Here is a 13,124-nt window from a genome sequence, read left to right on the forward strand (position 1 = left end):
CATCGCCGAAGCCGCGCTCGATGAGGATTTCGATAGGGTTTGCCCAAAACCCGGCAATCCCACCAAAAATTCACTGGTCTCGGTGTTGCTGCGCATGGTGGCTTGATTATTTTCTGGGAAACTTCAGTTGATAGGTCTCGCGCCCAATTCCGACAAGCTGTGTTGCAATCCGGCATATTGGAGATCGCCGGAAAACGCATAGTGATAAAACGACAGAATATTGCTGTCCTGCTGCTGTTCCTTTAGCGCAACCAATTGGTCCTGGAATAACGACACCGCCAGTTTGGCGTCCAATAATGGGTCATTCAGGCCGTCGCGCACCAGTTTGTAATTTTTGACCAGGCGGTGATAGGGGTTTTCCGGGAACGCCAATGGCGACAGAATCAAGGTGTCGACGACGGGTTTTTGCAGACAGGCTAGTTTCGGCAGTATGGATCGGCAAACCGGCAGATCGTGGCCTAATAGATTGTGGCCCAACAGAAACTCGGCGCCGGCGGCAAATGCATCCAGTTCACGCAAAACCTGATGTATGGAAAAAGGCGCTTTGCGGCGAAAAGTCTGATTTCCAAACTGGGCGGCGACGGCGAAAATTTCGCCGTTTTCATTGGTTTCCAGATCCAGGCTGCAACAGCGGTTTAAAAAGCTTTGCCATTCCATGGGTGTTGCGGGGTGTCGGGCGGGAGGAAACCGCTTCGGCCGAACGCCGAAGCGGTATTGCGAAGATTAGGCTTTGGCCATTTCCGCGCGCATTTCGTCGATAACCGCTTTGTAATCGGGTTTGCCGAAAATAGCCGAGCCGGCCACGAAAGTATCGGCACCGGCGGCTTTGATTTCGCGGATGTTATCCACTTTGACACCGCCGTCGATTTCCAGGCGAATGTTGAAACCGCTGTCGTCAATCCGTTTTCTGACTTCGCGCAGTTTAGGCAAGGCGGACGGCAGGAAGGATTGGCCGCCGAAGCCGGGATTGACCGACATCAACAAAATCATGTCCAGTTTGTCCATGACGTGATCCAGGTGATGCAGAGGTGTGGCTGGATTAAATACCAAGCCGGCTTTGCAGCCCAAATCCTTGATCATTTGCAGGGAACGGTCGATGTGTCTGGACGCTTCGGGATGGAAGGTAATGTAGGTGGCGCCGGCTTTGGCGAAATCGGGAATGATGCGGTCGACGGGTTCGACCATCAAATGCACGTCGATATCCGCGGTGACGCCGTGTTTACGCAGGGCTTCGCAAACCAGAGGACCGATGGTCAGATTCGGTACGAAATGGTTGTCCATGACATCGAAATGCACGATGTCCGCGCCCGCTTTTAAAACAGTGTCCACTTCTTCGCCCAAGCGTGCAAAGTCGGCGGAGAGAATGGAGGGTGCAATCAAATTGTCAGCCATTTTCTGATCCTCGTTGGTTTGAAAAATAGATCATTATACGACGTTTCGGCGCATAGTCTAAAACCCGATGATGTAGATTGCGTGTGTCAGTAAACCGTTTCGGGTACGTGTTGCTTTAAAAAGGCCGCAAATTCATCGGCGGCTAAGGGTTTGCTGGCGAAGTAACCTTGATAAAAATCGCAATTGCGGCTGCTTAGAAAGGCCATTTGCGCGGGTGTTTCGACGCCTTCGGCAATCACTTGCATGCGGAGGGTCTTGGCCATGGCAATGATGGTGGCGGTAATTTCCATGTCGTTGCTCTGCATGGGAATGTCGTCGATGAAGCTTTTATCGATTTTAAGCACGTCCAGCGGAAAGGATTTTAAATAAGCCAGCGATGAATAGCCGGTGCCGAAATCGTCAATCGCCAAGTGGATGCCTAATTCGTGCAAACGATTTAAAATATCGATTGCTTCATTTTCCCTTTTCATCAAGGCGCTTTCGGTCAGTTCCAGCTCCAGATATTCAGCCGGAAAGCCGGTTTCGGCCAGGGTGTCTTCCACGATAGCGCAAATATCGCTATGCAGAAACTGGTGGGTCGACAGGTTTACCGCGATGCGAATAGGTGGAAAGCCGGCGTCCAGCCACTCTTTACCTTGCCGGCAGGATTCTTTTAACACCCAGTTGCCGATGCTGGTGATCAAGCCGGTATCTTCGGCTATCGGAATAAATTTTAGCGGCGGTATCAATTCGCCGCCGGCGGTTTGCCAGCGTATCAACGCTTCCGCACCGACAATCTCGCCAGTGCTGATTTCCAGTTGCGGCTGGTAAAACACCCGAAACTCTTTTTTTTCAATGGCTTGCCGCAGGCGAAATTCGATGCCTATACGTTCCCGGGCGGCCCGAGTTAATTCTTCGGAAAAATATTTAAAGCAGTTACGCCCTTCATTTTTGGCCTGGTAAAGCGCGGTATCGGCATGTTGCAGTAATTCCGCCGGAGCGCTGCCATGTTCCGGGTATAAGGCAATGCCGATGCTGGCGCCGACTCGCACTTCGTTACCGTTGCTCAATTGCCAGGATTCATTGATGGTGGCGATAATGTCGGTGGCAATGCGGGCGGCGGTTTCCGGGTGCGCCATATCTTCCAGGAGCACGACAAACTCATCACCGCCCAGTCGGCACACGGTATCGGCGGCCCGCAATCGGGCCGTCAGACGCGCGGCAACCATTTGCAACAAATCGTCGCCGGCCAGATGGCCGAAACTGTCGTTAACATCCTTGAAGCGGTCCAAATCTATCATGATTACCGCCAATTGGCTGTCCTGGCGCTGTGCTTGCGAGATGCTGTGTTGTAGTCGCGATATCAGCAGCATACGGTTCGGCAACTTGGTCAGCGGGTCGTGGTGGGCCAGAAATTCCAGTTCTTGCTCGGAGGCTTTTAATATGGAGATATCGGCAAATACCCCAACGTAATTGCATATTTCGCCGGCGTGGTCTTTGACCGTACTGATGCTCAATAGCTCGGGATAAAGTTCGCCATTTTTGCGCCGGTTCCAAATTTCACCTTGCCAGTGCCCGGTCTGGTTGATTTCGTCCCACATGGCGCGGTAGAACTCGTCGGGATGCCGACCGGAGCGTAATAAATCTGATGTTCGATTTAGCGCTTCAAACTGGCTGTAACCGGTTATCTCGCTAAAGGCCCGATTAACGCGTTGAATTTCGCGGTTGGCATTGGTAATCATGACGCCTTCACGAGTGGTTTCGAACACGGCCGCGGCCAGACGCAAATGTTCTTCGTTACGTTTGATTTCGCTGATATCCGTGATGGTGCCGATAAAGCCAAGTAAGTGATGATTACCGTCGTATTCCGCCTCGGCGCGCCCTACTACCCAGTGTAGCGGGCCGTTCCGGTGTTGGAACCGGTATTGGCTGTAAAAAGGGATCTGGGTTTGCGCGGACCGGTCCCATTCCGCCAGAACCCGCGCGCGGTCTTCAACGGCAATTGAGTCGGTCCAGCCGTCACCAAGCGCGGCCGCGGCATCCAAGCCGCTGATATCGCACCAGCGTCGATTGACATATTCGTATTTGCCGCAAGCATCGGTTTTGAAAATGCCCACCGGTGCCAGTTTGGCCAGGGTTTGAAACAAGGTTTCACTTTGTTGCAGGGCAATTTCTGCTTCCTTGCGGGCGGAAATGTCGCGTAAGCCGATGACATAGGCTTTTGCACCTTCCCAATCCAGCGGGGCCGAACGCATTTCGGCCCAGGCAAAGCCGCTGGGTCTGATCAGGTTGATATCTTGCGGCACCGACGAACTGTTGGTGATCGGAATGGCCAGCGATTGGCCAACGATGGCGGGCCGTTCGAGTAGCTGTTCAGCGGCCTGATTGGCGTACAGCACAATACCCTGTAAATCGACCACCAGAATGCCATCGGTAATGGTGTCCAGGATCAGATTCAGTCGCTTTAGAGTGTCGGCCATCTTCAGAGCTAGTTAGATAATGATGGTCTGGACGCCTACGCCCTGTGTTTGCGTGGTAATAGCCGCCATGACGGATGACATGCGGGATAGGTCGCCCAACAGTTTCAATACCGGTTCCGGTATATCGCGCACCAGCATCGGGGTGGCGAACACTTCTTTTTCCAGTGCCTTTTCCGGCATGCCCAGTACTTCGATAACATCAAACACCCAATGGCCGGGTTCGTAAATGCCGGCCAGCAGGGCGCTGATTTGCTCTGCCAAGCGGCGGGTTTCCGCGTTCAGGGACACCACATACAGAGTCAATACCAGCTTATGGTGGTTGGCGCGTCTGGCCTCGTGGGCTTTAGCGACATGAACGACTTGGGCGATGTTTCTGATTTGCGAGGCAGACAAGGGTTTGCTGGCCAGCTCGAATTGCAAGCCGTCCTCGTGGGCGGATTTTAGTTGTTCCATGAATTCGGCCGCGAATGCAGTGACGATATAGATATTCAGGTCGGGGTGGATCGCTTTTAGGCGGCGCAGGGTTTCCACGCCATCGATACCCGGCATGCGCAAGTCCAGAAAAACCAAATCGGGGCGGTCCTGCTCTACCATTTCCAGGCCTTGCAGACCGTTTTCGGCTTCACTGACGATATAGCCGTCTTCTTCCAGTATCAGTTTAAATGCGCCGCGGACAGCGGGATCATCATCTATGACTAGAATGTTGTTTAACATGTACTTTACTCAGAACTATGTGATTTGGATGCGAATTATTCGCAATTATCCAAGGAATGCCGGTAATTAGCTATCGAAAATGTGGAAATTAATGCGAATCCGGCAGCCATTGCCGGGTTGACTTTCGATATTGATCGATCCTCCACCGTCTTGAACCAGTCGGCGGGTAACCGATAAACCCAAGCCGGTACCTTTGCCGGGAGCTTTGGTGGTAAAAAATGGGTCGAACATGCGGTTCTGGATTTCCGGGCTAATGCCCGGGCCGTTGTCGTTGATCGAAATAGCCAGGGTTTGAGCATTGAGTATGGCAACAATCTCGATTTTGGGATGTGCCGAATTCAGCAAAGCATCGCGGGCATTGATGAGTAAATTCACTAGAATTTGCTGCAGGCATTCGGCTGGACAGGCAATATCCGGCAGATTTTCCGGTAGTTGTAGCTCAACCGGAATGGCCGCATGGCGCAGCTCGCCGTCCAACAACAACAGGGTTTGGTCGAGTACTTCGGAAAATGAGCAATGCCCGCCGGTCGTGGATTTGCTGTGCATGAATACCAGCATGTTGGAGACGATTTTCTTGATCCGCAAAATTTGCTGTAATGCTTGGTCGAGAATTTGTTTGGATTTGGGGTCGTCGGTACGATCGGCGACAAATTCCACAAAATTCATCACGCCCATCAAAGGGTTGTTGATTTCATGCGCCACGCCGCCCACCAGGGTTCCCATGGCGGAGAGTTTTTCCATTTGCAGCATGTGCTCCTGGTTTTCCTGCAATTGCAAATAAGCCAAGCGGGTTTGTTCCAGCAATTTGGCATTTTCCAGCGAAATAGCCGCCTGCGCGGTCAATAATTCGGTCATGCTGATTTTTTCCAGGGTGAATACGCCTTCGGATAGACGGTTTTCCAAATAGAGTAGACCAATAAGTTCAGATTGTTTGATGATAGGCAAACATAATACCGAGCGTAGCTTTAGACTTTGCACTTCCGGGGCGTTTTGGAAATCTCCGCAAGTTACCGCGTCGTGTAACACTACTTTTGCATGGGTGCGATGAACATAATTGACGATAGCATGGCAAATGCCACGATGCTTATTGAATGAATAGGCCGGTTTTTGGGGAGATTGTTTCTTGCCGACATGTTGTTCGGCGCATACCAGTAATTCATCGTCTTGTTTGATCAGCAAATAGCCGTGTTGGGCGGCCGAGCTCTCTAAAACCACCGCCATGATTTTTTGCATCAATTGAGTTAAATCGATTTCCGCGGATAGCGCCAGAGCCGATTTCATCAAGTAATTGATGTCCAGGCTGGGCAGAGTTTCATGCGAGACCTCGTTACGGTTGCTGCGCGTTGCCGAGTCTCTGCTGACATAAGGATGTCGGTTCTGCAAGCGATTGTTTTTGGTATCCGCCCGGCATAGTCGGTAGTGGCGACGGGCCTCGGCGTAATACAATTCGGCATCGCCCAGCTGGTATTCGCCTAACAAATCCGCCAGCATTTCGTTTAGGTGCCCGCTCAGCAAACCGTAGTGTTGTGCCTGGGCCAGGGCGATGGCGTCAAAATATAAGTTGCGTGCTTCCCGGTAAAAGCCTTGTTGCAGCGCAATTTCCGCCCGAATGAAAGCCAGGTACGGTTTTAATAAAGGTCCCAGTTTTGCCCAGGCTTCAAGTTTGTCCAGCAAGGGGTTGATTTCAGCATCAATTTCCGGCCAGTCCAGTTGTTCCGGCAGGCGTAGGCGAATCAGAATTTTGAAGACATACCACAGCCTTTTCAAGACGTTGTCGGTCATGCCGTGCAGGTAATCCTCCACCTGTTGCAAGGATTGGGAGGCCGCCTGGTAGTCGCGCAAAAAATACTGGGCAAAACCCAGCAACGCAAAATAACTGCCGGATGCCGCCACGTAATTATCGGTGGTCCAGCGCTGTAAAGTCGCTGTCATGTCGACGGGTTGATAATCGGGTTTCATCGGTTGTATCCAGCCTGCCAATACCGCTTCGGCTAGTCCTACCGAAAAGGACAATTGGTTTTTACGGGAAAATTGCAGGCATTCTTCCGCGGCTTCTTCCAGCCAGCGCAGGTTTTTGCCTTGCACCATCAAATTCCACATCAATGGGCCGTAGGACAAGCCGGCGTTATACAAATCGCCGCAATTTTTGCCGCACTGTATGGCCTTATGCGCGTAATCGACGATATCCGCCGGATGGCTGCGACTATGCATATTGCACCAGACGATGCCGTTCATGCCGCGAGTAGCGCCAAAGGTATTGGGGTATTTAGCGCAAAGATCATGCGCCAAGTCCTGGTATTTAAAGGCTTCGTCAAAGCGGCCCTGTTCGCCTAGATTCAGACCCATGATGGAAAACGAATAAATCACCGATTCATCCATGCCGCCTTCGAGGCAATGTAGAGTGGATTGCGCGGCCGATAAATACAGCTGCGGCACTAAACCGCACATATATAAGTCCGGGATCAGCTCGCTGTAAAAGGCCAGTTCGATTTTACTTTTACGTTCCCGGGTAAACGGTATTCGCAAAATCGTTTGCCAGATATCGCCTTGTTGCTGAATTTGCGTCATTAGTTGATGCATGCGCTGTCGGGCCTGGTCGGGATGATCGGGAATGGCTTTGTCGAAATAGGCCAGACCGCGATTGGCGGTGAGAATGGCTTGCTTGAAATTGCCGAAAGAGGATAGGGAAGTGGTTTGATCGGCCAGAGCTTCGGCTTTATCCAGGTCGCTAATGGCATGTTCGATCAGATGATTCAGCAGACCTTCCGAGCTTTCGTAACGACCGCACATCAAATCGGTTTTTGCCAGACGCTGATGAATTTTGAAGGTCAAGGGGTAGGCAATCTCCCAGCAATCGTCCGGCAGATAGTGGTGGGCGTTCAGGAAAAATTCGTTGGCGGCTGCGGTCGCCAGTGCGTCCAATGCCTTGTTGCCGGCATGAAAGTTGATATCCGCCAGCCAATAAGCGGTTTGGTTATCCAGTGAGGTGGCTCGGCCCTGATTGAGGTGGGCGGCGATGGTGAACAAATTGTCCAGGGATTCCGGATTGATGTCATGCTGAACCGCGCATTGACATTCGGTCACACGCACTGTTAGGTCGTCTTGTTTTTTCAGGTTAGGCTTAACTGCCGCCGCGGCGAGCAGACGTTTGCCGATACGCCAGTGAATGGCCGGCCTTAGCTTGTTATCAATCTGATGTAACACTGCCTCCTGCACCCGGTCGTGAACAAATTGCAAATCAGTCTTGTTTTCCAGTAACAAGCTCACGCTAAGCACCGGTTTTAGGTCTTCAAACAACTGTTCGATACGCATATCGATCGCCAGTGAGACAGCGTCGGCGGTGAAACGGTTGCCCATGCAGGCGCAGTGATTGAGAATGTGCAGAGTTTTCGAGGGTAGGTTGCGCACTTTGGCGCTGAACAGTTCCACCACGCTGGCCGGCATTTGCGCATCGCGTATGCGTTGCATGTCCCATACCCAGTGCTGCTCGGCATCGGTACTCAGTAGGTTTTCGTTATATAGCCAGGCCAGGCTTTCGCTGACGAATAAGGGGTTGCCTTCGGTTAATTGGGCGATAAATCCAGCCAGATGGGCGGTAGTTTGTAGCGAGGAGTCCAGAATATAAGCCACCATTTCGTGGCAGTCGTTGTCGTTGAGCGCCTCCAGTTTGATCTCCGTCAAGGGGCCTTCATTGTCCTGAATGGCGCGTATTAATTTGCTTAGGGGGTGGGCATTGTCCACTTCGTTATGCCGATATGCCCCTATGAAAAACAAAAATGGGTGTTCCGGATGATTGGCAAACAGGCTTTGCAAAAAATCAAAGGTGGCCGTATCGCACCATTGCAAGTCGTCGATAAACAGCACCAGCGGCGCATTTTCGCTGGCCAGACAACTCAGAAAGCGACCGAACAGGTTGTTGAAACGATTACGGGCTTCAACCGGCGGTAAGTGAGCCGGTTCCGGTTGTGGGCCAATGATAAATTTCAGTTCCGGTATGACATCGATAATCACCCCGCCCTGGTTTTCCACGGCTTCTAGGATTTTGTGCTTCCATTGCGCGACCTGTTCGTTGCTTTCGGTGAGAAAGGTGCGAATCAAATTACGCAAGGCTTGTATGAAGGAGCTGTAAGGTATGTTTTTTTGGTATTGATCGAATTTGCCGGAGGTGAAATAGCCGCGATTTTTAACCAGCGGTTTCTGCAATTCCTGGATCAGACGGGTTTTACCTATGCCGGATAAGCCGGAAATAAACGCCGAACGAAATTGGCCTGACATGACTTGCTGGTATTCTTGATGTATCAAGGCGCTTTCCGCCAGGCGGCCGACCATTTTGGAGATGAAAATCACCCGCCGGCTTAGGTCGTGTTGGCAAATGGTAAAGTTGGATATGCGACCGTGTCTTTGGAGCTCTTCCTGACAGCGCCTTAAATCAGCCAGTAATCCGGAGGCGCTTTGATAGCGTTTTTCCGGTTGCTTTAAGGTCAGTTTGTGAATGATTTCAGCCAGAACAGCAGGAACGTCCGGGTTGATGAGGTGGGCTTTGCGGGCTTCTTCGGCCAGATGCGAATGAATCAGCTCCAGCGGGTCGGAGGAAAAAAACGGCAAGCCGCCGGTCAGCAGTTCGTAAAATACGATACCCAGCGAGTATAAATCGGTGGAAAAATCCACCCGGTAATTGATACGACCGGTTTGTTCCGGCGAGGTATAGGCCAGGGTGTTGCGAACGAATTCCGGGTCGTAAATAAAATGGCTGACGTCGCGTATATCCAATGGCGTGATGAAGTCGGTCAGGCGTATGCTCAGGGAGTCCGGCAGCACCAGGATATTGTGCGGTTTAACGCCGCCGTGCATGATGCCGGCATCATGCACCGTTTGCAGGGTATCGGCCAACGCGCAGGCCAAGCCGAGAAAATCGCTTAGTGTGATATCGGCTTGGCTGGTTGCCCAGATATTCAAGGGCAGGCCGCCGAACCAAGGTTGTACGATGAACTGATGGTCTTCGCTGCTCTCCAAGGCCAAAGGGGTACAAATGCGAGGGTCGTGCAGGACTTTTAAGCGTTCGACTTTTTGGCGCAAATGCCGGGACTGGTCTTCCCAGCTAGACAGCAGTTTCAGGCATTTGATGACTAGCGCGTAGTCGGGTACATGTTTGTGAAACCCCTTAAAAACCAGGGCTTGTAGGCTTTCACCCAGTTTTTCGGTGATCACGTAATTGTTTAAGCGGGGCGCATTGTGCAGTTGAACATTGTTGTTATTGTTGTCCATCATCTGCTATACCTGCCTTGGAATACGGATTGAGATTTTTATAGTAAAGTGATTTTTGGGGTAAAACCAGTCTCTTCGCTGTTTTATAATCCAGGTTTTATAACGTTTACCCAAGGAGAACTTATGGCCGCTACACCTTCCAATATGCTGCCTTTAGGCACGATAGCGCCGGATTTTCATTTGCCGGATAGTATTAGCGGTAAAAACATCGGTCTGCGGGACCTGAAAGGCGAGCAAGGCACCCTGATCATGTTCATCTGTAATCATTGTCCTTATGTACTGCATGTTAAACAGCAATTGATCGCCATTGCCCAGCAATATGTCGGTTTGGGTATATCCAGCATAGCGATAAGCGCCAACGACATCGAAAATTATCCTCAGGATGCTCCGGACAAAATGCGGGAGTTGATGGTCGAGTGGGGCAATCCGTTCGCCGCCTATTTGTATGACGAAAGCCAAGCCGTGGCCAAAGCCTATCAGGCCGCCTGTACACCGGATATTTATTTGTTTGACGCCAAGCTAGCCTGCGTTTACCGGGGGCGGTTGGATGGCTCCACGCCTAAGAATGAAATACCGGTTTCGGGCCAGGATTTGCGTAATGCCCTGGATAATATGTTGGCCGGCCAACCCATCGCCGCCGAGCAAATTCCCAGCATAGGCTGTAATATCAAATGGAAGGAAGAGTGATGGTCAGATGGGCAGCGCTGATGCTGGCTGTTATCTTATCCGGGTGCGCCACGCCCCCCGTAGAGCCGCAACATCGCTTACATCATCTGGTGATCGTCTGGTTAAAACAGCCGGAGGATGCAAACCTGAGGCAGCGATATATCGATGAAAGCAAGTCTCTTGGCCGGTTACCCGGCGTAATGGCTTACGATGTCGGCAGCCCAGCTCCTGTCAAGCGGCGGCATACCAGTTCGGCCTTGGATGAATCGTATGATGTGGCAATAGCCAGTGTGTTCGAAAACCAGGCCGCTTTTGAAGCGTTTTTGAAAAATCCGACCTATGGTCGGATGGCACAGGAAGTGCTGCGTCCAATGGTGCGGAGATACCAAGTTTATGATTTTGTGGAGTGATCGTTAGGCGGGCGCTAAGCGTGAAAAGCCCGTGGTTGACGTTCAGGATAATCCTGGTAAATTTTTCACGCCGCGCGGACTATTCCGATCGAAAACTCGCCCCATCGATTAGCAATGGGTTCCTAAACCAGAGCAATTAGAAAAATAATGATAAAAATTAACCTGTCTTTGATGTTTTTCAGTACCTTGTTATTGACCCACCAACCTGCATGGGCATTGTCGGACATGCAGATGCAGGAAAAAGTCCTTAAAACGCGTGAATCGACTTCTCAGCAGCATATGGACCACGCGGCCCACGAGAAATCATCGGGCCAAAGTGAGGATTTTCACGGGGTTTTTTACGGTTTTTTGCCGTGCGACGATTGCGATGGTCTGAAAATGACCTTGTCCTTAAAGCAGAACAACAATTACCTGCTGGTGAGCCAATTTGCCAAAGCTTCCTCAAGGGAGTTTTATGAGAAGGGCAAATATACTTGGGACGATAAAACCCGGCTTGTGGTGCTGACGCCCCGCAAGGACGCAGCTATAAGGCAATTCCGGATTGAAGACGAAGGCACGCTGGTTCAGCTGAATAGCAAGGGTGCGCCGATGGCAGGCAATCAGGAAAGCTATACCTTGCGCAGGAGCGACACGGTAAAGTCGCGCCAAGTACATATCCACTGAAAAACGCTGCATTTTTATGCCCAGCTTGGCAAAAGATAGCCGGGCCGGGCACTTGTATTGCAGGAGCGGGCGGGTGTCGAGTCTGCCTCCGGTAAAACCATCAAACGGTATAAGTACTCGAAGCCGTCTTGCCGCCGTGGCCGGTCCAGTCTGTGTGGAAGAATTCGCCTCTGGGTTTATCGGTGCGTTCGTAGGAATGGGCGCCGAAATAATCCCGTTGTGCCTGCAGCAGATTGGCCGGTAAGCGTTCGGTGCGGTAGCCGTCGAAATAAGCCAGGGCCGAGGAAAAGGCCGGAGTAGGAATGCCCAGTTGGATGCCCAGAATCACCGCCTGCCGCCAGCCGGCTTCGGCTTGTTTCATGGCATCGATAAAGAAATCCGCCAGCAGCAGGTTTTCCAGATCCGGATTTTGCGTGTAAGCCTGTTTGATGTCGTTCAAAAACTGGCTGCGGATGATACAGCCGCCGCGCCACATCAAGGCAATGTCGCCGTAATTCAAAGTTAGCCGGTATTCCTTGGCCGCTTCGCGCATTAGTCGGAAACCTTGCGCATAGGAAATGATTTTGGAGGCGTACAACGCCTGGCGAATGGCTTCAATCATGGCCTGTTTGTCGCCGTTGAAACTGTCGCCAGGTTTAGGCAGCACTTGCGCAGCTCTGACCCGCTCGTCTTTTTGCGCCGACAAGCAGCGGGCGAATACCGATTCGCCGATCAGCGTCAACGGAATCCCCAAATCCAGCGCATTGATGCCGGTCCACTTGCCGGTGCCTTTTTGGCCGGCGGTATCCAGAATGCTGTTCAACAACGGTTGGCCGTTGTCTTCCTTGTAAGCCAGGATATTGGCGGTGATCTCGATCAGGTAAGAACTCAGTTCGCCCCGGTTCCACTCGGCGAAAATGGCCTGCATCTCGTCGGTGTTCAACCCCAGGCCTTCCGACAACAATTGGTAGGCCTCGCAAATCAACTGCATGTCGCCGTATTCGATGCCGTTATGCACCATTTTCACGTAATGGCCGGCGCCGTTATCGCCCACCCACTCGCAACAGGGGTCGCCATCGACATGGGCGCTGATGGCCTGAAAAATCGGTTTCACCGCCGGCCAAGCCGCCTTGTTGCCGCCGGGCATGATGGACGGGCCGTGACGAGCGCCTTCCTCGCCGCCGGAGACACCGGTGCCGATATACAGCAAGCCTTTTTCGGTCAGGTAGGCGGTACGGCGATCGGTGTCGGTAAACAGCGAATTACCGCCGTCGATAATGATGTCGCCCGGCGACAATAACGGCAGCAGGTCTTCGATATATTGATCGACCACGGCGCCGGCTTTCACCATCAGCATCACCTTGCGCGGTGCTTCCAGGCTGTCTACCAGCGCCTGTAAGGAATGGGTGCCGACCACCTGGGTATCCTTGGCCGGGCCGTCCAGAAAATCGTCGACTTTGCTGGTGGTGCGGTTGTAGACCGCCACTTTGAAACCGTGATCGTTCATGTTCAATACCAGGTTTTGACCCATCACGGCCAGACCGATTAAACCAATATTTGCTTTCATGTTTGCCTG

The 13,124-nt window shown here is 52.0% G+C and carries 9 protein-coding genes; 3 read left to right on the plus strand and 6 right to left on the minus strand.

Translation table 11 applies throughout. The annotated features are described in order from the left end of the window. Window positions 1-123: 123 nt before the first annotated feature. The 5 genes from M0R33_RS23635 to M0R33_RS23655 all read right to left on the minus strand — a co-directional run bounded on the left by M0R33_RS23635 (window position 124) and on the right by M0R33_RS23655 (window position 9,833). Complete coding sequence (locus M0R33_RS23635) at window positions 124-657, minus strand: hypothetical protein (RefSeq protein WP_292574418.1); 534 nt, start codon at window positions 655-657, stop codon at window positions 124-126. Window positions 658-723: 66 nt separating this feature from the next. Further along, window positions 724-1,392, minus strand: a complete 669-nt coding sequence (gene rpe, locus M0R33_RS23640; RefSeq protein ID WP_292574419.1) for a ribulose-phosphate 3-epimerase — start codon at window positions 1,390-1,392, stop codon at window positions 724-726. Between the two features lie 86 nt (window positions 1,393-1,478). Beyond that, on the minus strand, window positions 1,479-3,851 hold the full coding sequence (locus M0R33_RS23645; RefSeq protein WP_292574420.1) for an EAL domain-containing protein: 2,373 nt from the start codon (window positions 3,849-3,851) through the stop codon (window positions 1,479-1,481). Window positions 3,852-3,863: 12 nt separating this feature from the next. Further along, complete coding sequence (locus M0R33_RS23650) at window positions 3,864-4,565, minus strand: response regulator (RefSeq protein ID WP_292574421.1); 702 nt, start codon at window positions 4,563-4,565, stop codon at window positions 3,864-3,866. A gap of 66 nt (window positions 4,566-4,631) precedes the next feature. Beyond that, on the minus strand, window positions 4,632-9,833 hold the full coding sequence (locus M0R33_RS23655) for an AAA family ATPase (RefSeq protein ID WP_292574422.1): 5,202 nt from the start codon (window positions 9,831-9,833) through the stop codon (window positions 4,632-4,634). 120 nt (window positions 9,834-9,953) lie between these two features. Here M0R33_RS23655 and M0R33_RS23660 point away from each other — a divergent pair, with 120 nt between their 5' ends. The 3 genes from M0R33_RS23660 (at window position 9,954) to M0R33_RS23670 (ending at window position 11,569) form a co-directional block, all read left to right on the plus strand. Beyond that, window positions 9,954-10,517: a thioredoxin family protein gene (locus M0R33_RS23660; RefSeq protein WP_292574423.1), complete on the plus strand. Its 564-nt coding sequence runs from the start codon at window positions 9,954-9,956 to the stop codon at window positions 10,515-10,517. Next, complete coding sequence (locus M0R33_RS23665; protein WP_292574424.1) at window positions 10,517-10,906, plus strand: Dabb family protein; 390 nt, start codon at window positions 10,517-10,519, stop codon at window positions 10,904-10,906. The genes M0R33_RS23660 and M0R33_RS23665 overlap by 1 nt, the downstream gene beginning before the upstream one ends. A 147-nt stretch (window positions 10,907-11,053) precedes the next feature. After that, complete coding sequence (locus M0R33_RS23670) at window positions 11,054-11,569, plus strand: copper resistance protein NlpE (protein ID WP_292574425.1); 516 nt, start codon at window positions 11,054-11,056, stop codon at window positions 11,567-11,569. A gap of 100 nt (window positions 11,570-11,669) precedes the next feature. Here the strand turns inward: M0R33_RS23670 and gnd are convergent, their stop codons facing one another. Then, window positions 11,670-13,115, minus strand: a complete 1,446-nt coding sequence (gene gnd / locus M0R33_RS23675) for a decarboxylating NADP(+)-dependent phosphogluconate dehydrogenase (protein WP_292574426.1) — start codon at window positions 13,113-13,115, stop codon at window positions 11,670-11,672. Window positions 13,116-13,124: the final 9 nt, after the last annotated feature.

Source organism: Methylomonas sp. (genome assembly GCF_023228165.1).
Taxonomy (GTDB): Bacteria; Pseudomonadota; Gammaproteobacteria; order Methylococcales; family Methylomonadaceae; genus Methylomonas.